20 protein-coding genes and 1 tRNA gene are annotated in these 20,250 nt (G+C 69.8%); 9 read left to right on the top strand and 12 right to left on the bottom strand.

The genetic code is table 11. From position 1 onward, the window contains the following. Nucleotides 1-35: 35 nt before the first annotated feature. The 4 genes from ACIQMR_RS32280 to ACIQMR_RS32265 are packed head-to-tail and all read right to left on the bottom strand — an operon-like array spanning nucleotide 36 to nucleotide 3,353. Nucleotides 36-1,175: a tyrosine-type recombinase/integrase gene (locus ACIQMR_RS32280; protein WP_401394853.1), complete on the bottom strand. Its 1,140-nt coding sequence runs from the start codon at nucleotides 1,173-1,175 to the stop codon at nucleotides 36-38. Beyond that, nucleotides 1,175-1,378 (bottom strand): helix-turn-helix domain-containing protein, encoded by a 204-nt coding sequence (locus ACIQMR_RS32275; RefSeq protein ID WP_401394850.1) that lies wholly within the window; start codon nucleotides 1,376-1,378, stop codon nucleotides 1,175-1,177. The genes ACIQMR_RS32280 and ACIQMR_RS32275 overlap by 1 nt, the downstream gene beginning before the upstream one ends. 2 nt (nucleotides 1,379-1,380) lie before the next feature. Beyond that, nucleotides 1,381-2,757, bottom strand: a complete 1,377-nt coding sequence (repSA, locus tag ACIQMR_RS32270) for a replication initiator protein RepSA (RefSeq protein ID WP_401394847.1) — start codon at nucleotides 2,755-2,757, stop codon at nucleotides 1,381-1,383. A 47-nt stretch (nucleotides 2,758-2,804) separates the two neighbouring features. Continuing rightward, complete coding sequence (locus tag ACIQMR_RS32265; protein ID WP_401394844.1) at nucleotides 2,805-3,353, bottom strand: hypothetical protein; 549 nt, start codon at nucleotides 3,351-3,353, stop codon at nucleotides 2,805-2,807. Between the two features lie 267 nt (nucleotides 3,354-3,620). On the opposite strand from ACIQMR_RS32265, the gene ACIQMR_RS32260 reads away from it, so the two are divergent. Then, on the top strand, nucleotides 3,621-4,379 hold the full coding sequence (locus tag ACIQMR_RS32260) for a GntR family transcriptional regulator (RefSeq protein WP_401394842.1): 759 nt from the start codon (nucleotides 3,621-3,623) through the stop codon (nucleotides 4,377-4,379). A gap of 384 nt (nucleotides 4,380-4,763) precedes the next feature. Here the strand turns inward: ACIQMR_RS32260 and ACIQMR_RS32255 are convergent, their stop codons facing one another. Beyond that, nucleotides 4,764-5,159, bottom strand: a complete 396-nt coding sequence (locus ACIQMR_RS32255; RefSeq protein WP_401394839.1) for a DUF6188 family protein — start codon at nucleotides 5,157-5,159, stop codon at nucleotides 4,764-4,766. Between the two features lie 172 nt (nucleotides 5,160-5,331). On the opposite strand from ACIQMR_RS32255, the gene ACIQMR_RS32250 reads away from it, so the two are divergent. Continuing rightward, a tRNA-Gly gene (locus tag ACIQMR_RS32250) sits at nucleotides 5,332-5,393 on the top strand. Nucleotides 5,394-5,476: 83 nt separating this feature from the next. Here the strand turns inward: ACIQMR_RS32250 and ACIQMR_RS32245 are convergent. Beyond that, complete coding sequence (locus ACIQMR_RS32245; RefSeq protein ID WP_266374212.1) at nucleotides 5,477-5,671, bottom strand: hypothetical protein; 195 nt, start codon at nucleotides 5,669-5,671, stop codon at nucleotides 5,477-5,479. Nucleotides 5,672-6,076: 405 nt separating this feature from the next. On the opposite strand from ACIQMR_RS32245, the gene ACIQMR_RS32240 reads away from it, so the two are divergent. After that, complete coding sequence (locus ACIQMR_RS32240) at nucleotides 6,077-7,291, top strand: acyltransferase family protein (protein WP_401394836.1); 1,215 nt, start codon at nucleotides 6,077-6,079, stop codon at nucleotides 7,289-7,291. Here ACIQMR_RS32240 and ACIQMR_RS32235 read toward each other — a convergent pair. Then, nucleotides 7,239-7,688: an HD domain-containing protein gene (locus tag ACIQMR_RS32235; protein ID WP_401394834.1), complete on the bottom strand. Its 450-nt coding sequence runs from the start codon at nucleotides 7,686-7,688 to the stop codon at nucleotides 7,239-7,241. The two genes, ACIQMR_RS32240 and ACIQMR_RS32235, sit on opposite strands and share 53 nt — an antisense overlap. A 95-nt stretch (nucleotides 7,689-7,783) precedes the next feature. After that, nucleotides 7,784-8,926, bottom strand: coding sequence for a PP2C family protein-serine/threonine phosphatase (locus ACIQMR_RS32230; RefSeq protein WP_401394831.1), 1,143 nt, complete (start codon nucleotides 8,924-8,926; stop codon nucleotides 7,784-7,786). A gap of 107 nt (nucleotides 8,927-9,033) precedes the next feature. Here ACIQMR_RS32230 and ACIQMR_RS32225 point away from each other — a divergent pair, with 107 nt between their 5' ends. Further along, complete coding sequence (locus ACIQMR_RS32225; RefSeq protein WP_401394828.1) at nucleotides 9,034-10,269, top strand: GNAT family N-acetyltransferase; 1,236 nt, start codon at nucleotides 9,034-9,036, stop codon at nucleotides 10,267-10,269. 49 nt (nucleotides 10,270-10,318) lie between these two features. Here the strand turns inward: ACIQMR_RS32225 and ACIQMR_RS32220 are convergent, their stop codons facing one another. Both ACIQMR_RS32220 and ACIQMR_RS32215 read right to left on the bottom strand, forming a co-directional pair. Further along, on the bottom strand, nucleotides 10,319-11,128 hold the full coding sequence (locus ACIQMR_RS32220; RefSeq protein WP_401394825.1) for an Fpg/Nei family DNA glycosylase: 810 nt from the start codon (nucleotides 11,126-11,128) through the stop codon (nucleotides 10,319-10,321). Further along, on the bottom strand, nucleotides 11,128-11,622 hold the full coding sequence (locus ACIQMR_RS32215) for a ribose-5-phosphate isomerase (protein ID WP_401394822.1): 495 nt from the start codon (nucleotides 11,620-11,622) through the stop codon (nucleotides 11,128-11,130). Before ACIQMR_RS32215 ends, ACIQMR_RS32220 begins: the two co-directional genes overlap by 1 nt. A 206-nt stretch (nucleotides 11,623-11,828) precedes the next feature. On the opposite strand from ACIQMR_RS32215, the gene ACIQMR_RS32210 reads away from it, so the two are divergent. Continuing rightward, nucleotides 11,829-13,298 carry an amino acid permease gene (locus ACIQMR_RS32210; protein WP_401394819.1) on the top strand — a complete coding sequence of 490 codons (1,470 nt, stop codon included), beginning with the start codon at nucleotides 11,829-11,831 and terminating at the stop codon, nucleotides 13,296-13,298. Between the two features lie 119 nt (nucleotides 13,299-13,417). Here the strand turns inward: ACIQMR_RS32210 and ACIQMR_RS32205 are convergent, their stop codons facing one another. Next, a complete protein-coding gene (locus ACIQMR_RS32205; RefSeq protein WP_401394817.1) occupies nucleotides 13,418-14,026 on the bottom strand; it encodes a biotin transporter BioY in 609 nt (202 codons plus the stop codon). Nucleotides 14,027-14,282: 256 nt separating this feature from the next. Here ACIQMR_RS32205 and ACIQMR_RS32200 point away from each other — a divergent pair, with 256 nt between their 5' ends. The 4 genes from ACIQMR_RS32200 (at nucleotide 14,283) to ACIQMR_RS32185 (ending at nucleotide 19,366) form a co-directional block, all read left to right on the top strand. Next, complete coding sequence (locus ACIQMR_RS32200; protein WP_401394814.1) at nucleotides 14,283-15,677, top strand: amino acid permease; 1,395 nt, start codon at nucleotides 14,283-14,285, stop codon at nucleotides 15,675-15,677. Between the two features lie 115 nt (nucleotides 15,678-15,792). Continuing rightward, nucleotides 15,793-17,244: an amino acid permease gene (locus ACIQMR_RS32195; protein ID WP_401394873.1), complete on the top strand. Its 1,452-nt coding sequence runs from the start codon at nucleotides 15,793-15,795 to the stop codon at nucleotides 17,242-17,244. A gap of 320 nt (nucleotides 17,245-17,564) precedes the next feature. Further along, nucleotides 17,565-18,635, top strand: coding sequence for a glycerophosphodiester phosphodiesterase family protein (locus ACIQMR_RS32190; protein ID WP_401394811.1), 1,071 nt, complete (start codon nucleotides 17,565-17,567; stop codon nucleotides 18,633-18,635). Nucleotides 18,636-18,721: 86 nt separating this feature from the next. Further along, nucleotides 18,722-19,366, top strand: a complete 645-nt coding sequence (locus ACIQMR_RS32185) for a superoxide dismutase (protein WP_385474172.1) — start codon at nucleotides 18,722-18,724, stop codon at nucleotides 19,364-19,366. Nucleotides 19,367-19,512: 146 nt separating this feature from the next. On the opposite strand, the gene ACIQMR_RS32180 is transcribed toward ACIQMR_RS32185, so the two are convergent. Further along, nucleotides 19,513-20,145 carry a DsbA family protein gene (locus ACIQMR_RS32180; RefSeq protein WP_401394808.1) on the bottom strand — a complete coding sequence of 211 codons (633 nt, stop codon included), beginning with the start codon at nucleotides 20,143-20,145 and terminating at the stop codon, nucleotides 19,513-19,515. Between the last annotated feature and the right edge of the window lie 105 nt (nucleotides 20,146-20,250).

Genomic DNA, 20,250 nt, shown 5'->3' with positions numbered 1-20,250 from the left:
CCTGGCCCTGATGCGTTTCCGATCTTCGATCCGGCCTATGTGCCCGCTGCGTGCCCGTCCCGGCCGGGATCTTGCTTGCGAGCCTGCTCGACGACCGCGCTCACGGCCTGGCCGATCAGACGCTCTCGCTCAGCCGTGGCGTGCTGGTAGACCAGTGCGGCGCGGGCAGTGCTGTGACCCATCCTGGTCATCAGTTCGCGCGTACTGGCGCCGGTCGCCGCAGCGAGGGTGTTTCCCGTGTGGCGGAGATCATGGAAGTGCAAGCCCTTGATCCCGGCATGGTCACACGCCCTGCGCCACACCTTGTTGAAATGGTTCCGGCGCGGCGTCGCCTTCTTGGCCCCGATGAACACGCGTCCGTCGGGGCCCGCCTCGGCATAGATCGCCAGGTGCGTGATCAGGTCGGTCACGATCACTTCCGGGATCGCAACAGTGCGCTTGCCCGCAGCGCTCTTGGGCTCCTTCAACATGCGCTTGCCGCTGTGCAGTTCGGCGACATTCCGGCGAACGCGCAACGTACCGGCATCGAGGTCGAGATCCCGGCGGTGCAGGCCGATCAGCTCACCCCAGCGGAGCCCCGTGAACGCCGCCAGCAGGACGAGAGCCCGGTAGCGCGGCTGTATGGCCCCGGCGATGGCGTAGACCTCCTGGACCGTTGCCGTGGGCCGCTCCGGGGTGGGAGCAACGCTCGCGCCCTTGACCCGGCAGGGATTCCGCCGGATCAGCCGGTCCTCCACGGCGGTCATCAGCACGGCACGCAGGAGCGCGTACGACTTGGCGACTGAGGAAGCGCCGGCGCCCGCGTCCAATCGCGCGACTCGCCAGGCCCGGACCATGGCCGGGGTGATGTCGGCCAGTGCAGCACTGCCGAAGGTCGGCACGAGGTGGTTCCGCAGGAGCGACCGGTAGAGGTCGGCCGTCGAAGGGCTGATGCCCCGCTCGGTGATCCAGGTCGCGGCGTACGCACCGAAGGACACCTTGGCCGCGTCGGGATCGGTCCAGTCCCCCGCCCGCAGCTCGGATTGCTTGTCGGCCAGCCAGTCATCCGCCTCGCGCTTCGTGCGGAAGGTGTGCGGGGCCGGGCGGTCGATGCCATCGAGCCCGAGGTAGCGAGCCTGGTACCGACCTGACGCCAGCTTGCGCACGCGGCCGAACGACCGCTTCTTGCCTGCCATCAGGCCACGCTCCGCAGCTGTCGCCGGACGGACGGCGCAACCGTGTTGGCCTCGACGTACGCCATGACTGCCCGTTCGGGGATGCGGACGTGTCGGCCGACCTTCACGAAGGTGATTCGGCGTTCCTCGATGAGCCTCCGGGGGAACCGGACGGTGGTGCCGAGGAGTTCGGCGACCTGGTCCACGGTGAGCAGTCGGTCCATGGTCACCACTCCCCCACGGCGCCGGTGGCTTCGAGTTCGGCGCGGAGCTCCCGGACCAGCTCACGGCTCTGTCGGATGTCCTGGGCGATGGTGGCGGCTAGCCAGGATTCGCCGGGGGTGTGGCCGTGTCCGGCGTAGGTCCAGTGGGCGAGCACGAGCGTGGAGCTCTCCTTGTCGTCGGGGTCGAGTTCGGGCAGGCCGCGTTCCCGGCGTTCTTGGATAGCGCGGTAGTCGGCGCGGACCTGGCGGAGAGCACCGAGGGTGGTGGAGTAGCGGCGGGACTTGGTGGAGAAGTGGCCGCGGAAGCCGAGCATGTGGGACCAGCGCGCGAGCAGCCTGTCGGGATAGTCGGCGTTGAGCTCCCAGCAGGCTTCGATCAGGCGCCGGGTGTGCGAGGGCAGGTTCAGCCGGTCCAGCTCGCAGAGCTCCCCGATCCGCCGATCGACCGTGCCAGTGGTCTCAGCGGCCTTGGTGGCGTACTTGGCGACGTAGGCGGCCACGGCCTGTTCCGTCAGCTCTTCGCGGCCGAGAGCGCCAATGGGCTGCACGTCGACCTGGGTTCCCCAGCGCAAGGTGCGGGCGGGCTGGGCGCCGGCCCCGACGACCAGGACGACGACGCGGCCGGAAGCGGCGCGGATCGCGTCGCCCAGGAGGGCGACGGTCGCCCAGCCGGGCGGCTCGGTGTCCGGACCGTCGGGGCCGTCGAGCCGGACCACGGCGTGGAAGTGGACGGCGCCCCGCTTCTGGAACTCGGCGACCTTCCCGAAGGAGACCCGGCACGCATCCGCCAGGGCGCGTTGGGAGAGGCCCGCGCGGGCGGCGATCTCCCGGCGCAGGTAGATCGTGAACCGCTGCCACAACTGGCCCGCGTGGTTGTTCCACAGCACCGCACCCGCGTAGTCGTACCGCTCCGGGTTCAGCGCCGTACCCAGGGCGGGATCGTCCTCCAGGTGGGCGGTGCCGCAGCGGCAGGCGCCGGATGTCGGGCGGTTATGGACAGGGCCGAAGGAAGGGGCGGTGAGGGTGGCGAAGACCCGGGGGTGATCCCGCACCGTCGTGGGGACCTCCTTGCGTTCGTCACCAGTGATCCCGGCGCGGATCAGGTGGTAGGTGTCCCCCGCGTAGGTCCAGGCGCACGAGGGGCAGCGGGAGGCCCGGCGGTTGCCGCAGGCGACACGTAACCGGCCACCCGGCTCCGCCTGGGTCGAGTACGCGTACAGCGTCTCCGACGTGGTCTTGTCCTTGGTGATCGTCCATCCCTGCAGGTGGATCGGATCCGAGCAACCCCCGGTACGCCGGACCTGCTCACGCCACCGCTCGAAACCCGGCTTGTTCGCGACCCGGAGCAGGTCGACCAGAGTCAGAGGGTCAGTGCCCATGGCCGCCGCCACACCAGCGACAGCAGCCGGAGCAACAGGAAGGTTGGTCACGCAGCCACCCCCCACGCGAAGGTTCGGATACCGGTGCGGTTGTGGATGGGGCAGGCTGTGTGGAATCCGGTGGTCGGGTCGTCCGGATCGAGAGCGTCAGCAATCCAGCCCGATCCCCCGCAGCGGCAGGCGCCCTCCACGAGCGGACGGCTTCCCCGGTCCTTCGCGGACTGAGACATGCCCGTGCCCGTCAGGCAGGTCAGCGCGGAGGCCACGTCCTCGGCACGGTCGAGGCGGCGCTCGTCCCGGAAGCGTGCGCAGTGCGTCAGGTCTTGGTCAGTCGTGGTCAGGTGCGCCATGGCCAGCAGCCGGTAGCCCTGGAGGTAGGACGCCGACCGGTACAGCTCGGCCAGGCCCAGACGATCAGCACCCTGGACGATCCAGGCCGACACCGTCGCGTTCTCGCTTCGGCGCCAGCGGAAGCGACTGGGCATGTCCGAGGCGTACAGGGCAACGGCACGCTCCAGGTTGGACAGGTCCTCGACCGAGACCACTAACGATCGCGGTGCGGACGCCGTGTGCGCTGCGGTGAGCATCGCGGGCATGATGGAAGCTCCCTTCAGGGGGAATGGGAGCGGCGCATCTGCTTGGCGGTAGGGCGCCGCTCTCTCATGTCGACTACGAGAGCCGAACGTGACATCTCTAGAGAACAACACGTCTCTAGAGACGTCAAGCAGATCTCGGGCCGAGATTCGGAATGTCCGACTCCCCTCCGGGCAGGCGGGCTCCGTCAGTCGACTTGCGGAGCCCCGATGTTCTGCGTGAGCCCTTCACGGCCCTAAGGTGTCTAGAGAGGAGAGGAAGACCCAGACATGGCCACCACAGGCAGCGAACGCCAGCCGAAGTACCAGCGGATCGCGAACGACTTGAAGGACGCGATCCGTTCGGGCACCTACGCGCCGGGCGACCGCCTGCCCGGAGAGAACGACCTGATGGCCCAGTACGAGGTCGCGCGCATGACCGCACGCCAAGCGCTCGGCGTCCTCCAGCGCGAAGGACTCGTGGAAGCCCGAAAGGGTGCCGGAGTCTTCGTACGAGACTTCCAGCCGCTCAGGCGGCGGGGCATTCAGCGCCTGTCTCGGGAACAGTGGGGCGCGGGCCGATCCGTCTGGGCGGCCGACTTGGGTGACCGGAACCTGGTCGTGGACCAGGTCGAGGTGACCGAGGAAGAAGCCCCAGAACACATTGGCCCGGCCCTGGACGTGGACCAGGCGGAGCCCGTCTGCGTCCGAAGGCGCCGATTCGTACTCGACGGCAAGCCCGTGCTCATCGCCACCTCGTACCTTCCGGCATCCCTGGTCGCAGACTCCCAGATCACCCAGCCCGACACAGGCCCGGGTGGCACCTATGCGCGACTGGCTGAACTCGGGCACAAGCCGGTGCACTTCCGCGAGGAGATCCGCTCACGGATGCCCACGCCTGAGGAGGCCGAACAGCTCAGCCTGTCCATGGGCACGCCCGTGATCCTCATCTGTCGGACCGCTTTTGCCGAGGAAGGGCGACCGGTCGAGGTCAACGAGATGGTCCTCGACTCGGCTTCCTACGTCCTGGAGTACGACTTCGACGCCTGACAGCCAGCAGGCCTGTTACAGGTTTCTCTACCTCGATCAAGGCGCCGCGCAAGCGCGGCGCGCGCCGCAGCCCCCGGCTGCGGGCTTGCCTCTGTCTTCGCCCGGCTGCCCCCAGCCGGGCGGCGGCGCACCGAGCGCGGACACCCACCGTCAGAGAAAGGCCGGCACTGGGCTGGGGCGGTCGGCTCCACGGCTTTAGGCAGCCACCATGGGGCGAGCCTCGAAGATCGGGGCCCACATCGGGCTATTGCGGGCAGGTCCAGAGACTGCCCGAGTCGCGGGAAGCTTACGGGCCCCGATCTCTCGCCCCATGGCAGCTCCCGCCCAAAGCCGCTCCACCGACCTCATGACGAAGGTCACCCGCGCCACCCTTGCTGGCGTCAGTCAGCGCAGCCAGTCGTCCTCGCCCCCAGGGCCCACCATGATCGGGTCGATTCCGTGTCCGGTCAGATGCCACGACTCATACTGTGGGTCCGGGCCGACCCAGAGCCCGGCGCCATCACGGAAGTCGACGACCAACGCGCCGCGGTCGCGCACGTCGACCGAAGTGACCGACTGTCCGTAGAGCGCCAGGACAGGTGCGAGGCTCACTCCTGTGCCGGGGTCCAGCTCGTGCCACTCGCCGGCAGCGTCCCGGAGCAGGAACGGCGTCTCCACTACCAGCTCGGCATCCAGCCGGTATCCCTCGTCCGGGTCGAGGGCACACAGACTCAGCCGCACCTGCTGATCAAATGACGTGCGCTCCACCCGTGAGCCGATCAAGGCCACTGGAACCTTCACGCCGCCTCCCACATCCATGGCAAGCCGACAACCTGACGGTTCGACATCGTAGGTGCAGCCACGTTCCCCACGGCGTGCCCCCTGCGTGCCCGATCAGCTGGATACGAGCGGGGAACCACAGGGAAGAGCGGACAGTCGAGGGCTCCCCCGCAGGTCACGGCCTCGCAGCTCAGCGGGCATCCGCATACGGCGTCTTCCAAACTAGCTACGCGGGTTCGATTCCCGTCGCCCGCTCTTGATGGCTCAGGGCCAGGTCAGAGGTTGATTCCTCTGCCTGGCCCTGATGCGTTTCCGCTCGCCGCCTCACTCGCGGCCGGTCAGAATCTGATCGCGTTGATCGAGTCGGCCAGCGAGTTGAGGAAGTTGTTGATCGACGGCGCCATGCCGGTCGAGGCGAGGAAGAAACCGAACAGGGCCGCGACTATCGCGGGTCCGGTCTTGATCGAGCCGCTGCGGATCATCACCACGAGGATGATCGCCAACAGCAGCACCACAGACAGCGAAATGGCCACAACTGATCACACCCTCGGTCGGTCCGCCTTGCCCGCCCGGGAGTCGTGCGGCCCAGCACTCCCCCCGGTCCCACCATGGTGCCACCAACCTCCGTGCGGCGGCGGCCACCTGACGCACCGTCGACGGATGGATCGGGCCACATCCAGCGGGCGCCGTCCCGTGGGGCGGCGCCCTAGCACCGTTTACTGCTACCCGCCGGTGCGAAATACACACACCCCGGTCACAGGAAATTCAGGCAATATTCGGTGAGCAAATTCACCCTTGCATTGCGGCTCGGCGATTCGCCCCGTTTAAGAGGGATTAATTGGGGCATATTGGGCGTTTGGTGGTCGTGTCGGTGGCGAATGCACGACATCTGCGAGCGGGTTTTACGTATTCGATTGAACGCGGTTAGGGTGCCTCGAATGTTCCACGCGCCGAATGGATTGCAGAGGGACCGGCTCCCCGAGGCTTCCCGCGAGCCGGAGCCCGTCCGCGACACGATCGCGACAACCGCGACGACAGTGACGGCCGCCCCGGCGACCGCCGCGAAGGCCACGACCGCGACTTCGACCGCGGCCGCACCGGCCAAGAGACGCGACGCCTACTTCGACAACGCCAAGTACCTGGCGATCGTGCTGGTGGCGGTGGCTCACGCGTGGGAACCGCTGATGGACGGCAGCCGCGCCACCAGGGCGGCGTACATGTTCGTCTACACCTTCCACATGCCGGCGTTCATCATCATCTCCGGCTACTTCTCGCGGAGCTTCACGGCCCGGCCCGACCAGCTGAAGCGGCTCGTGAGCGGGGTCGTGGTGCCGTACGTCGTCTTCGAGGTGGCGTACACGCTCTTCAAGCGCTGGGCCGACGACGACCCGGACTACCCGTTCAGCATGAACGATCCGCTCTATCTGACCTGGTTCCTGATCGCGCTGTTCGTGTGGCGGCTGTCGACGCCGCTGTGGCGCTCGGTCAAGTGGCCGCTGGCGATCGCCCTGGCCCTCGCGGCGCTCGGAACGCTCACCCCGGGGATGGGCCAGAGCCTCGACCTCCAGCGGATCCTGCAGTTCCTGCCGTTCTTCGTGCTCGGTCTGTCGATGAAGCCGGAGCACTTCCAGATGCTGCGGCGGCGCGAGGTGCGGCTGCTGGCGCTGCCGGTGTTCGCGGGCGCGGCGGTGTTCGCGTACTGGGCGGCGCCGGATATCCGGATGGGCTGGTTCTACCACTCCAGCAGCGCCGTGGAACTGGAGGCGCCCTGGTGGACGGGGCCCCTCATGACCCTCGGGCTGTTCGTCTGCGGACTGGTGCTCACCGCGGCCTTCCTCGCCTGGGTGCCGCGGCGCAGGACCTGGTTCACCGTGCTGGGCGCGGGCACCATCTGCGGCTATCTGCTGCACGGCTTCCTGGTGAAGTCCCTCGACTATCTGGGACTGGTGGCGCAGCACCCCTGGCTGGCCGAGCCCGCCGGGGAGATCGCGGTGACGCTGGCGGCCGCCGCGGCCGTGACCCTGCTCTGCACGCCGCCGGTGCGCCGTGCGCTGCGGTTCGCGACGGAGCCGGAGCTGTCGTGGGCGTTCCGGCGGGACGTCACGGAGCTGTCAGCCCGAGCAGCCGGCGCATCGTCGCGTACTTCTCGCTGAGGCGGGCCCGGGTCGGCCCGTCGAGCACGGCGAGGCGGGCCGGGTCCGCGTTGTGCGCGAGGTCGGATTCCTTGACGAGGAGGGCGCCGGGGGTGGCGAGGATGCGCCGGGCGTACGCATCGGCCTCCTCCCCCGGTCGCTTCGTCATCGCGTCGACCATGTCCTTGACGGACTGCGGGAGTTCGGCGGATTCCAGCCACTCCCGGGACAGCACGTCGTCCTCGACCGCGTCGTGCAGCCAGGCCGCGGCGATCTGTTCGTCGGTGCCGCCCCTGGCCCGTACGCCCTCGGCCACGGCCTGGATGTGCTCGGCGTAGGGCCGTCCCGCCTTGTCCGTCTGGTGCGCGTGGGCCTCGCGGGCGATCGCTTCGACCTGGGCGAGCGTGAGGTGGGGCATGCGTCCGACTCTACGGGCGCCGGACCGCTCGCGGGGCGGTCACGGGCGTTCGGGAGGCCAGGGAGCGTTCGGGAGCTCAGGGAGCGTTCGGGGGCTCAGGGCTCCCGGCGGACGAGCAGCAGGGCGCGGTCGTCGTTGACGTCCTTCGCCACGGCTTCTATGAGATGCCAGGCGGCACCCTCGAATCCCGTCGCCACATATCGGTCGGCCTCACCGGTCAGCCGGTCCATGCCCTCGGCGATCTCGCGGTCGTTCGCCTCGACGAGTCCGTCGGTGAACAGCATCAGCACGTCGCCGGGGCACAAGGTGCCCTTGACGGGGTCGAACTGGGCACCGTCGTAGACGCCGAGGAGCGGGCCCTCGGCGGACTTCTCCTCCCAGCGGCCGGTGCCGGAGTGGAGCTGAAGGGCGGGCAGATGGCCCGCGGAGAGCAGCTCGTAGTCGCCGGAGTCCAGGTCGAGGACGAGATGGATGGAGGTGGCGAAGCCCTCGTCCCAGTCCTGGCGCAGGAGATAGCCGTTGGCCGCGGGCAGAAAGCCGTGTGGCGGGAGGGAGCCGAGCAGGCCGCCGAAGGCTCCGGACAGCAGCAGGGCGCGGGAGCCGGCGTCCATGCCCTTGCCCGAGACATCGGTGAGGACGACTTCGAGGGTGCGGCCGCCGTTGGTGCGGGCGGCGACGACGAAGTCACCGGAGAAGGACTGGCCGCCGGCCGGGCGCAGCGCCATCTCGCGGTGCCAGCCCTTGGGCAGCCTGGGCAGGGCGCTCTGCACCCGGATGCGTTCGCGGAGGTCGAAGAGCATGGTGCCGCCGCGGCGCCAGGGCACGCCGACCCGGGCCCGGAACTGGGCGATGAGCAGCCCGAAGAATCCGCAGGCGGCCACGACCAGCACGGTTCCGGGTGTGACCCGCGCCGGGCCCTCCATGTACGGGCCCAGCATCAACGCCTCGACGATCAGGGCTCCGGCCGCGGCCGCGTACAGACCCAGCAGGCTGGCGGGCCGCAGCAGCAGTCCGCCGGCGACGATCGGCAGGACGAGGGCTGCGGGCGCGCACCAGACCGGCACGAGGATCGTGCCGCAGGCGATCGCCGGCACGGTCAGCAGCAGCCCGACCAGCGCGATCCAGTCGGAGCCGTCGCCACGGAAGTAGTCGACACCGGATTTGCGCAGGGCGGTGCGGGCCCGGTGCATCGATTTGCGCCACCGGGCCGTGTACGAGTCTGCCGCTCCACGTGCCATCGTCGGCGACCCTATCCACCCGCTCGGGCGGCGTGCAGGGGGGACCCCATGACATTGCGTTCGAAATCGGGTCGCGACGGGACGCTCCGCGCTGGTACTCATGGCTCATGGCGACTGCGACTGAACTGCGGATGCTCCAGCGCGAGCAGTGGGACCGGTGGTACGGGAAACTGGAGCTCGCCTTCGGCGGCGTCCCGGAGAGCCGTGAGGAGCGCGAGCTCTGGAGCGCGCTGACCGAGTGCGATCGCTCGATGGGCGCGTGGGACGGCGACGACTGCGTCGGTACGGCCGGGGCGTTCGGCTTCCATGTGTCGGTGCCGGGCGGGGCGTTCGTGCCCGCGGCCGGGGTGACGATGGTGAGTGTGGCGGCCACGCACCGGCGGCGCGGGGTGCTCACGTCGATGATGCGGCGCCAGCTGGACGACGTCCGCGCGTGGGGCGAGCCGCTCGCGGTGCTGACGGCGTCCGAGCCGGACATCTACGGCCGGTTCGGCTACGGCATCGCGACACATCAGCTGAGTCTGGACATCGACACGACCCGGGCGCGGATCGCCGCGCCGCCGGGGACGGACGACGTGCGGCTGCGGTTCGCGCCGGTCGAGGAGTCTGCCGAGGCGTGCGAGGCGGTGTATCTGCGCACGATCGGTTCACGGCCCGGGATGTTCGCGCGGAAGCCGGGCTGGGAGCGGCTGCCGCTGCTCGATCCGCCGGCCGAGCGGGAGGGCGCCTCGGCGATGCAGTGCGTGCTCGCCGAGCGGGACGGTGAGGTCGTGGGCTATGTGCGGTTCCACAACAAGCCGGAGTGGGACGCGTTCGGGCCGGGCGGCTCGATCACGCTGCGGCAGATCGACGCGCTGGATCCGGCGGCGTACGCGGCGTTGTGGCGCTTCCTCTTCGACATCGACCTGACGTCGCGGGTCCGGGCCCGGAACCGGCCGGTGGACGATCCGCTGCTGGGGCTCGTGACGGACGTCCGGCGCTGCGGTGTCCGAGTGCGGGACTCGCTGCACGTACGGCTGGTGGACCTGGCCGCGGCGCTCGCGGCGCGGACGTACCAGGCGCCTGTGGAGGTCGTGTTCGAGGTCGAGGACGCGTTCTGTCCCTGGAACGAGGGGCGCTGGCGGCTCACGGGCGATGCCAAGGGCGCGTCGTGCGAGCGGACGACGGCCGCGGCGGATCTTGCGCTGTCCGCAAGGGAGTTGGGGGCGGCCTATCTGGGCGGGGTGTCGCTGTCGTCGCTGGCGGCGGCGGGACGCGTACGGGAACTGCGGGGCGGGGCGCTGGCGGAGGCGTCGGTGGCGTTCGGCTCCGACGTCGCGCCGTGGCTGCCGCACGGGTTCTAGAACGGGCCCCGGCGGCGCAGCTGCGCCGGCAAGACCCGCCGGACGCCCCCTAGGCGCGTTGGCAGGCCGGGCACCAGAAGAGATTGCGGGCGGCGAGATCGGCGGTGCGGATCTCGCCGCCACAGATGTGGCAGGGCTGGTGCGCCCTGCGGTAGACGTAGACCTCGCCGCCGTGGTCGTCGACGCGCGGCGGGCGGCCCATGGCCTCGGGGGTGTGCTCGGGGCGGACGGTGTCGATGCGGTTGTGGCGTACGCCTTCGCGCATGAGCGCGACCAGGTCCGCCCAGACGGCGTGCCACTCGCGCCGGGTGAGGTCCTTCCCCGCCCGGTACGGATCGATGCCGTGCCGGAAGAGGACTTCCGCGCGGTAGACGTTGCCGACGCCCGCGATGATCTTCTGGTTCATCAGCAGGGCCGCCACCGTCGTACGCGAGCGGGAGATCCTGGCCCAGGCCCGGTCCGGGCCGTCGGACGGGCGGAGCGGGTCGGGGCCGAGGCGGTCGTGTATCGCCTGCTTCTCGCCGTCCGTGATCAGCGCACAGGTGGTGGGGCCGCGCAGGTCGACGAAGGACTCGGGGTTCGCGAGCCGCAGCCGCACCGTGTCGGTGGGCGGCGCCAGGGGCGCGCCGCCGAAGTTCACCTTGCCGAAGAGGCCCAGGTGGATGTGGATCCACTCCTGGCCGCCGAAGCCGAGGAAGAGGTGCTTGCCGTGGGCGTCGGTGCGCTCCAGCACCGTGCCGTCGAGCAGCGCGGCGGAGTCGGCGAACTTGCCCTGCGGGCTGGTGACCCGCACGGACCGGCCGCCGAACCGTTCCCGGTAGTCGGCGGCCAGTCGGTGGATCGTGTGCCCTTCGGGCATCAGGTGGTCGGCTCCTGCGGGTGGTGGGCCGGGACCGGGGGCAGCTCGCCGGTGGTCTCGTACGTCGAGAGCATCTCGATGCGGCGGGTGTGACGCTCCTCACCCGAGTACGGGGTCTTGAGGAAGACCTCGACGAAGGTGGTCGCCTCGTCGGTGGTGTGCATCCGGGCGCCGACGGCCACGACGTTGGCGTCGTTGTGCTCACGGCCGAGGGTGGCGGTCTGCACGCTCCACGCCAGCGCGGCACGGACGCCCTTGACCTTGTTCGCGGCGATCTGCTCGCCGTTGCCGGAGCCGCCGATCACGATGCCGAGGGCGTCCGGGTCGGCGGCCGTCCGCTCGGCGGCACGCAGGCAGAACGGCGGGTAGTCGTCCTGGGCGTCGTAGATGTGGGGACCGCAGTCGACGGGCTCGTGGCCGTGAGCCGTGAGCCACTCGACGAGGTGGTTCTTGAGTTCGAAGCCGGCATGGTCGGAGCCGAGGTACACGCGCATGGTCCGAGTGTGGCACGCGACGGGCGGGGCAGGCGTCAGCGGGGTCGTACCGAGGGCCCTGTCGGAGGAGCCGCGCAGGGTCCGGAGCGCGCTGGGGGCGAGTGGCACACCTCACGAAACGGAGTGAGCTCTTCCATACCGACGGGTCACCGGTTTGAATGCGGGGGCTCGTCACCCGAGCGACTCGCACACGTAAGGAATCGTCCATGAGCTCGCAGCCGACCCTTACGAAGGCAGGCGTAACGCCCGGAGAACCCGGGAATTCGCAGCCTTCGGACGGTCTCAAGGCCGGCCTGAAGAATCGCCATCTGTCCATGATCGCCATCGGTGGTGTGATCGGCGCCGGACTCTTCGTCGGTTCCTCCGGCGGCATCGCCGCGGCCGGCCCCGCCATCCTGGTGTCGTACCTGCTCGTCGGCGCGCTGGTCGTGTTCGTGATGCGGATGCTCGGCGAGATGGCCGCCGCGAGCCCGAACTCGGGCTCCTTCTCGGCGTACGCCGACCGCGCGCTCGGCCGCTGGGCGGGCTTCTCCATCGGCTGGCTCTACTGGTTCTTCTGGGTCGTCGTGCTGGCGGTCGAGGCGACCGCGGGCGCGGTGATCCTCGAGAGCTGGATCCCGGCCGTGCCGCAGTGGGGATGGGCACTGATCGTGATGGTCGTGCTGACCGCGACCAACCTGGCCTCGGTCTCGTCGTACGGCGAGTTCGAGTTCTGGTTCGCGGGCATCAAGGTCGTCGCCATCGGCGGCTTCGTGATCATCGGTCTGCTGGCCGTGTTCGGCGTGCTGCCGGGCTCCGACAACCCGGGCGCGGGCTTCGCGCACCTGACCGACTCGGGCGGCTTCCTGCCCAACGGCGCGGGCGCCATCCTCACCGGTGTCCTGATGGTCGTCTTCTCCTTCATGGGCAGCGAGATCGTCACGCTGGCGGCGGGCGAGTCCGAGGACCCGCGCCGCGCGGTCACCAAGGCCACCAACAGCGTGATCTGGCGCATCGCCGTCTTCTACCTGGGCTCGATCTTCGTGGTCCTGACGCTGCTGCCGTGGAACGACAAGTCGATCATCGAGAAGGGCTCGTACGTCGCGGCCCTGGACTCGATCGGCATCCCGTACGCCGGCCAGATCATGAACGTCATCGTCCTGACGGCGGTCCTGTCCTGTCTGAACTCCGGCCTCTACACCGCCTCGCGCATGGCCTTCTCGCTGGGCCAGCGCGGTGACGCGCCGAAGGCCTTCGCCAAGGTCAACGCCAAGGGTGTGCCGACCGCGGCGATCCTGGGCTCCGTGGTCTTCGGCTTCGGCGCCGTGTACGCCAACTACGCGTACAAGGACTCGGTCTTCTCCTTCCTGCTGAACTCCTCGGGTGCCGTGGCGCTGTTCGTGTGGCTGGTCATCTGCTTCACCCAGCTGCGCATGCGCAAGATCCTGCTGCGCGAGGCGCCGGAGAAGCTGACGGTGAAGATGTGGCTCTTCCCGTACCTGACCTGGGCGACCGCCGCGATGATCACCTTCGTGCTGGTCTACATGCTCTTCGACGACGCGAACCGCGAGGTCGTGCTCTGGTCGGTGGCCGTCGCGGCCGTCGTGCTGGTCATCGGCTTCGTGCTCGACCGGGTGCGGCCGAAGCAGGCCGTGGACGCCGAGCCGGCGCAGCAGATCGAGGACGCCAGGGTCTGAGCGGATCGAACCCGGCGCAGGGCCTGACGGCTTGCGCCGGGCCCCGCCGGTAGACACGAAAGAGGCTCGCCCGGGTCGGTGACACGACCCGGGCGAGCCTCTTTCGTGCGATGACGGACTCAGCCGCGGCGGCCGATGAGCTTCCAGGCGGTGGGCAGCGCGCCCATCGCCAGCGCGGCCTTCAGCGCGTCACCGACCAGGAACGGGACGAGACCCGCCGACACGGCCTGGGCGAGCGTCATTCCGGTGGCGAGGGCCAGATACGGCACGCCGACCGCGTAGATGATCGCGGAGCCGAGGACCATCGAGCCCGCGGTGCGCAGGACGGAGCGGTCGGCGCCGCGGCGGGCGAGGGCGCCGACCACGGTGGCGGCGAGCAGCATGCCGAGGATGTAACCGAAGGACGGCATGGCGTAGCCGGAGGTGCCCTCGGCGAACCACGGCATGCCCGCCATCCCGGCGAGCGCGTACAGCGCGAGGGAGAGGAAGCCCCGGCGGGTGCCGAGCGCGGTGCCGACGAGCAGCGCGGCGAAGGTCTGGCCGGTGACCGGGACCGGGGAGCCCGGGACCGGGACCGAGATCTGTGCCGCGATGCCCGTGAGCACGGCGCCGCCGACGACGAGGGCGATGTCCTTCGTGCGGGAGGCGGGCAGCAGGTCGGCGAGGGTCCCCTGGCCTGCGGCATGGGGAACCCCACCGGATCGGACGGGGGCGGCAGCAGTGCTCATCGGATCTCCTGAAGTCAGTGTGGACATGGCGACGTTAGCCCAGGAGTGAACGACCGATCACCGTCAGCCGATGACAAAGGCCCGGTCCGCGGCTTGGTGGAGTTCACACAAAGCGGTTCCGGCACGCGCCGATGTCGAGTGATGCTCGTCACTGAGGTGACGGCACGAGGGAGCCCGTTTTGGCGATCGGAACGATGCTCGGGGAGACTGTAGGTTCCCCATAAATCCCCACAGTCTGCCGAGAGCCCCCAGCGCCATGCACGACGCACCGCCCCGCCTGCCGGCCACCGAGGCAGAACCTCTGTCGCACGGGCTGAAACAGCGGCACCTGACCATGCTCGGCCTCGGCGGGGTGATCGGTGCGGGGCTGTTCGTCGGCTCGGGCGCCGGGATCGCGCTCGCAGGCCCCGGCATCGTGATCTCGTATCTGCTCGCCGGCGCGCTGGCGATGCTCGTGATGCGCATGCTCGGCGAGATGTCGGCGGCGATGCCCGCGTCCGGCGCCTTCTCCGTGCACGCCGAGCGGGCGCTGGGCCGCTGGGCCGGTTTCAGCGTCGGCTGGCTGTACTGGTTCCTGCTGGTGGTCGTGCTCGCCGTGGAGGCGACGGGCGCGGCGACGATCGCCCACGGCTGGGTGCCCGGCGTTCCGCAGTGGACCTGGGTGCTGGTCTTCATGGTGGTCTTCACGGTCGCCAACCTCGCGGCCGTGAAGAACTTCGGCGAGTTCGAGTTCTGGTTCGCCGCGCTGAAGGTGGGCGCGATCGTCCTCTTCCTGCTGCTGGGCACGCTGGCGATCCTCGGTGTGCTTCCCGACACGGAGCCGGTCGGGCTGAGCAATCTGACCGGCCAGGGCGGATTCCTGCCGAGCGGCTGGGCGGGCGTCGTCTCCGGAGTCCTCGCCGTGGTCTTCGCCTTCGGCGGCCTGGAGGTCGTCACGATCGCGGCCGCCGAATCGAAGGACCCGGCCCGCGCGGTCGGGCGAGCCGTGCGCAGCGCCGTGTGGCGCATCCTCCTCTTCTACGTCGGCTCGATGCTGGTCATCGTGACCGTGCTGCCGTGGACCGCGATGAAGCCGGGCCAGAGCCCGTACGTCGCCGTCCTCGACGCGATCGGGGTGCCCGCGGCCGCGCAGATCATGAACATCGTGGTCTTCGTGGCGCTGCTGTCCGCCCTGAACGCCAACCTCTACGGCTCGTCCCGGATGGTGTTCTCGCTCGCCGAACGCGGCGAGGCGCCCGCGGGTCTGCTGAAGATCTCCGGGGGCGGGGTGCCGCGCCGGGCGGTGTTCGCGTCGGTCGCCTTCGGCTTCGTCTCCGTACTGCTCAACCTGAAGTGGCCGGACACCGTCTTCCTCTACATGCTCAACGCGGTCGGCGCGGTGCTGCTGTTCGTCTGGGGTCTGGTGGCCGTGTCACAGCTGCGGCTGCGGCGGCGGATCGAACGCGAGGCGCCGGAGAAGCTGACCCTGAAGATGTGGTGCTTCCCGTGGCTGACCTGGGTGGCGCTGGCCGGGATCGCGGCCGTGCTGCTGCTGATGCTGGGTGACGACGGCGCCCGGCCGCAGGTGCTGTGGTCGGCCGCGGCGACGGCGGCGGTGCTGCTGGTGGCGTGGTTGCGGGAGTTGCGCGACCTGCGGGCGAGCCGTGCCTGACCCTTCACATTGTGTGAGCATCTTGTCCGTATAGCGGTCCCGCGTGCTCCGTGAGCGGTACGACCCGCAGACTGTGGGCCACTCCCCCTTTCCCGCTCATGAACAGGGCATGCCCATGTCTCGGACCTCGGCGCCCGCGCCGGTCGACACCAAAGTCGACTCGTCGCTCGCGCACGGCCTCAAGCAGCGCCATCTGTCGATGATCGCCCTCGGCGGTGTGATCGGCGCAGGCCTCTTCGTCGGCTCCGGCGCCGGTATCGCCGCCGCCGGACCGTCGATCGTCATCGCCTATGCGATCTCCGGCCTGCTCGTCATGCTCGTGATGCGCATGCTCGGCGAGATGTCGGCGGCGAACCCGGCCTCCGGCTCCTTCTCGGTGCACGCCGAGCGGGCGATCGGTCCCTGGGCGGGCTTCACGGCGGGCTGGGCGTTCTGGTTCCTGCTCTGTGTGGCGGTCGGTCTCGAGGGCATCGGCGCCGCGAAGATCGTCACCGGCTGGCTGCCGGGCACGCCCGAATGGGCCTGGGTCGCGCTGTTCATGCTGGTCTTCTGCGTCACGAACCTCGCGGCCGTGAAGAACTTCGGCGAGTTCGAGTTCTGGTTCGCCGCGCTGAAGGTGGGCGCGATCGTCCTCTTCCTCGGTCTCGGTGTGCTCGCGATCGCGGGAGTGCTGCCCGGCAGCGACGCCCCCGGCGCCACGAACCTCACGGGTGACGGCGGCTTCCTGCCCAACGGCACCGAGGGGCTGGTCGTCGGACTCCTCGCGTCCGTCTTCGCATACGGCGGCCTGGAGACGGTCACCATCGCCGCGGCCGAGTCCGAGCACCCGGTGCAGGGTGTGGCCAAGGCCGTCCGTACCGCGATGTGGCGCATCGCGATCTTCTACATCGGCTCGATGGCCGTCATCGTCACGCTGGTCCCGTGGGACGACAAGACCGTCGTCGAGAAGGGCCCGTACGTCGCCACGCTCGACCACCTCGGCATTCCGGCCGCCGGCCAGATCATGAACGTGGTCGTGCTGGTCGCCCTGCTCTCCGCGATGAACGCCAACATCTACGGCGCCTCCCGGATGGCCGGTTCGCTGGTCGCCCGCGGCCAGGGCCCGAAGGTGCTCGGGAAGATCTCGGGCGGCGTACCGCGCGTGGCGGTGCTGACGTCCTGCGTCTTCGGCTTCGCCTGCGTACTGCTCAGCTACTGGCGGCCGAACGACGTCTTCATCTGGCTGCTCAACATGATCGGCGCGATCATCCTGGTCGTGTGGATCTTCATCGCCGTCTCGCAGCTGCTGCTGCGCCGCCGGACCGAGCGCGAGGCGCCGGAGCAGCTGGTCGTGCGGATGTGGGCCTACCCGTACCTCACCTGGGTGGCGCTGGCGGGCATGGCCGCGATCTTCGTCCTGATGGCCCGCGAGGAGGACACCCGTCTGCAGCTGTACTTCACGGGTGGGCTGACGGTGGCGCTGGCCGTCATCGGTGTCGTCCGTCAGGTGCTGGCCTCGAAGGCGGCGCCCAAGGCGAACGAGACCGAACCGGCCGATGCCGCCGCTTCCGCCGATGTGAAGGCGTAGCCGCCGGCCTCCCCCGGACGCCGGCACGCCGCCGCCCCGCACGTGCGCCGGTGATACGGCGCAGCGCACCGGACCCCCGGGCCGACTCGGCCCGGGGGTCCGGTGCGTCGTGGAACGGAGCGGACGCTCCGCCGGTTCGGGGCGGCGCCCGCCGCGGCTCCGCCTGACGCCCGCGACCCAGACGGCCGGCCCTCGTCGCCACGCCGCACGGCGTGGTGCACGGCAGGCGTACAGGTGGTGAAGCCGCGGCCCGGGGCACGGACACCCGCCTAGCCTCCGGAGGCGGAAGGGGAACGTCCACAGGAACGAGGGAGAGTCGTATGTCCGTGATGCCTGGGCGTCGTTCGGTACTCGTCGCGGCGGGTGCCGCCGCCGCGGTCGCGGCAGGTGCCGCCGGTACGGCGGAAGCCGTGGGGAGGACACCGCGAGGACCCGTGGTCATCGGCCACCGGGGTGCCGCGGGATGGCGGCCGGAGCACACGGCCGCGTCGTACACGTACGCGGTGCGGGCCGGGGCCGACTGGATCGAGCCGGATCTGGTGGTCACCGGGGACCAGCGGCTGGTGGTGCGGCACGAGAACGAGATATCGGGGACGACGGACGTCGCGGCGCATCCGGAGTTCGCGGACCGCCGGACGACGAAGACCATCGACGGCCGCGCCGTCACCGGCTGGTTCACCGAGGACTTCACGCTCGCGGAGCTCAGGACGCTGCGCGCGGTCGAGCGCCTCCCTGCCGTCCGCAACCGCAACACCGTCTTCGACGGGCGCGAACGGATCATGACGTTCGAGGAGGTCGTGGAGCTGGCCAGGGACCTGTCCCGGCGCCACCGCCGCACCGTCGCCGTCTTCCCCGAGACCAAGCACCCCACCTACTTCCGCTCCATCGGCCTCCCCCTGGAGCCCCTGCTCGCCCACGCCGTCCGCCGCGCCCGGCTGCGCGCCCACGAGTGCGTGGTGCAGTCCTTCGAGCCGGACAGTCTGCACCGGATCGCCGCCGAGCGGCTCGGCGTACCGCTGTGGCAGGCGCTCGGGACGACCGGCGGTCCGTACGGCCATCCGGTCACGTACAAGGAGATGATGACGCCGGCGGGGCTGCGTGAGATCGCCTCGTACGCCCGGTGGATCGGCCCGGACAAGTCGTCCGTCGTCCCGCCCTCGACGCTGGTCGCCGACGCGCACGCCGCGGGGCTGCGGGTCGGCGCGTACACGTTCCGCGCGGAGAACCAGTACCTGCCCGCGGACCTGCGCCGCGGCACCGACCCGAACGCGTTCGGCGACGCCTTCGCCGAGTACGAGCGGCACTTCGCTCTCGGCGTCGACGCCGTCGTCACCGACTTCCCCGACCTGGCCGCGACGGCCCGTGACGACCGGTCCGACGCACGGACCTAGGGCGAAAGGCTGATCAAGTTCCGGGCCCTCCTGCTGCTAGCCTGCAGTTGCACAAAGTTTGCAATAAGCAGTCGGAGGGCTCGGACATGGCCATGTACACGCTTCCTGAACTTCCGTACGACTACGCGGCGCTGGAGCCGGTGATCAACCCGGAGATCATCGAGCTGCACCACGACAAGCACCACGCCGCCTACGTCAAGGGCGCGAACGACACCCTCGATCAGCTCGACGAGGCGCGTGACAAGGAAGCCTGGGGCTCGATCAACGGTCTGGAGAAGAACCTCGCGTTCCATCTCTCCGGCCACATCCTGCACAGCATCTACTGGCACAACATGACGGCGCCGAAGGAGGGCGGCGGCGGCGAGCCGCTGGCCGCGGACGGTGTCGGCGAGCTGGCGGACGCGATCACGGAGTCCTTCGGCTCGTTCGCCAGGTTCCGCACCCAGCTGTCGAAGGCCGCCGCGACCACCCAGGGCTCCGGCTGGGGCGTCCTCGCCTACGAGCCGGTCAGCGGCCGGCTGATCGTCGAGCAGGTCTACGACCACCAGGGCAACGTCGGCCAGGGCTCGGTGCCGATCCTCGTCTTCGACGCCTGGGAGCACGCCTTCTACCTGCAGTACAAGAACCAGAAGGTGGACTTCATCGACGCCATGTGGGGCGTCGTCAACTGGCAGGACGTGGCGAAGCGTTACGCGCAGGCCAAGGGGCGCACGCCGCTCATCACCCCGTGACGCACGGCCCCCGGCCGGCCGCGAAGTCGTCCTGCTCGTGATCGTCTTCTCAACCTTCACCTGCAGGCGGAAAGAAGAAGGACCCCCGCGAGGACGTGACTCGCGGGGGTCCTTCCGTAGCACGGGGCGGCTACGGGACCGTGGCCTCAGGAGAAGTCGGGGCCCTTGGTCCGCGTGCGCTTGATCTCGTAGAAGCCGGGGATCGACGCCACCATCAGCGTGCCGTCCCACAGCTTCGCCGCCGCCTCGCCCTTGGGCGCGGGGGTGACGACCGGACCGAAGAAGGCGATCTGCTCGCCGTCCGACCCGGGCACGGCGATGACGGGCGTGCCGACCTCCTGGCCGACCTTGGAGATGCCCTCCTCGTGGGAGGCGCGCAGCTCGGTGTCGAACGTGTCCGACTCCGCGTGGTCCGCGAGCTCCGCCGGGAGGCCCACCGCGTCCAGGGCTTCCAGGATCACCTCGGGCGTCACGCCGCGCCCCTCGTTGTGGATGCGGGTGCCGAGAGCGGTGTAGAGCGGGCCGACGACCTCGTCCCCGTGCTTCTGCTGCGCGGCGATGACGACACGGACCGGGCCCCAGGCCTGCTTGAGCCCCTCGCGGTACTCCTCGGGGAGTTCGTCCATCCTGTTTTCGTTGAGCACGGCCAGGCTCATGACGTGCCAGCGCACCTCCACCGGGCGGACCTTCTCCACCTCCAGCATCCAGCGGGAGGTCATCCACGCCCAGGGGCAGAGCGGGTCGAACCAGAAGTCGGCGGGGGTCCTGTTCTCGGACATGTGTCTCCTCATACCTCGTGACCGGACGCTCCACGAGTGAACGTCACCGGTCGCCGCCCGCATTCCCCGATGTCCGCGGTCACGAGTGCATGCGAGGATCGGTCC

It is taken from the genome of Streptomyces sp. NPDC091376, assembly GCF_044757085.1.
Classification (GTDB): Bacteria; Actinomycetota; Actinomycetes; order Streptomycetales; family Streptomycetaceae; genus Streptomyces; species Streptomyces pratisoli.
The sequence above is the reverse complement of the archived record's forward strand: the minus strand, read 5'-3'. Positions and strand labels throughout refer to the sequence as shown.

Coding starts and splice junctions, on each gene's coding strand:
- ACIQMR_RS32220 (WP_401394825.1), bottom strand. CDS start 11,128: ATGCCCGAAGGGCACACGATCCACCGACTGGCCGCCGACTACCGGGAA.
- ACIQMR_RS32185 (WP_385474172.1), top strand. CDS start 18,722: ATGGCCATGTACACGCTTCCTGAACTTCCGTACGACTACGCGGCGCTG.
- ACIQMR_RS32195 (WP_401394873.1), top strand. CDS start 15,793: ATGTCTCGGACCTCGGCGCCCGCGCCGGTCGACACCAAAGTCGACTCG.
- ACIQMR_RS32180 (WP_401394808.1), bottom strand. CDS start 20,145: ATGTCCGAGAACAGGACCCCCGCCGACTTCTGGTTCGACCCGCTCTGC.
- ACIQMR_RS32225 (WP_401394828.1), top strand. CDS start 9,034: ATGGCGACTGCGACTGAACTGCGGATGCTCCAGCGCGAGCAGTGGGAC.
- ACIQMR_RS32240 (WP_401394836.1), top strand. CDS start 6,077: ATGTTCCACGCGCCGAATGGATTGCAGAGGGACCGGCTCCCCGAGGCT.
- ACIQMR_RS32210 (WP_401394819.1), top strand. CDS start 11,829: ATGAGCTCGCAGCCGACCCTTACGAAGGCAGGCGTAACGCCCGGAGAA.
- ACIQMR_RS32200 (WP_401394814.1), top strand. CDS start 14,283: ATGCACGACGCACCGCCCCGCCTGCCGGCCACCGAGGCAGAACCTCTG.
- ACIQMR_RS32205 (WP_401394817.1), bottom strand. CDS start 14,026: ATGAGCACTGCTGCCGCCCCCGTCCGATCCGGTGGGGTTCCCCATGCC.
- ACIQMR_RS32275 (WP_401394850.1), bottom strand. CDS start 1,378: ATGGACCGACTGCTCACCGTGGACCAGGTCGCCGAACTCCTCGGCACC.
- ACIQMR_RS32230 (WP_401394831.1), bottom strand. CDS start 8,926: ATGGCACGTGGAGCGGCAGACTCGTACACGGCCCGGTGGCGCAAATCG.
- ACIQMR_RS32215 (WP_401394822.1), bottom strand. CDS start 11,622: ATGCGCGTGTACCTCGGCTCCGACCATGCCGGCTTCGAACTCAAGAAC.
- ACIQMR_RS32265 (WP_401394844.1), bottom strand. CDS start 3,353: ATGCCCGCGATGCTCACCGCAGCGCACACGGCGTCCGCACCGCGATCG.
- ACIQMR_RS32190 (WP_401394811.1), top strand. CDS start 17,565: ATGTCCGTGATGCCTGGGCGTCGTTCGGTACTCGTCGCGGCGGGTGCC.
- repSA (WP_401394847.1), bottom strand. CDS start 2,757: ATGGGCACTGACCCTCTGACTCTGGTCGACCTGCTCCGGGTCGCGAAC.
- ACIQMR_RS32260 (WP_401394842.1), top strand. CDS start 3,621: ATGGCCACCACAGGCAGCGAACGCCAGCCGAAGTACCAGCGGATCGCG.
- ACIQMR_RS32280 (WP_401394853.1), bottom strand. CDS start 1,175: ATGGCAGGCAAGAAGCGGTCGTTCGGCCGCGTGCGCAAGCTGGCGTCA.
- ACIQMR_RS32235 (WP_401394834.1), bottom strand. CDS start 7,688: ATGCCCCACCTCACGCTCGCCCAGGTCGAAGCGATCGCCCGCGAGGCC.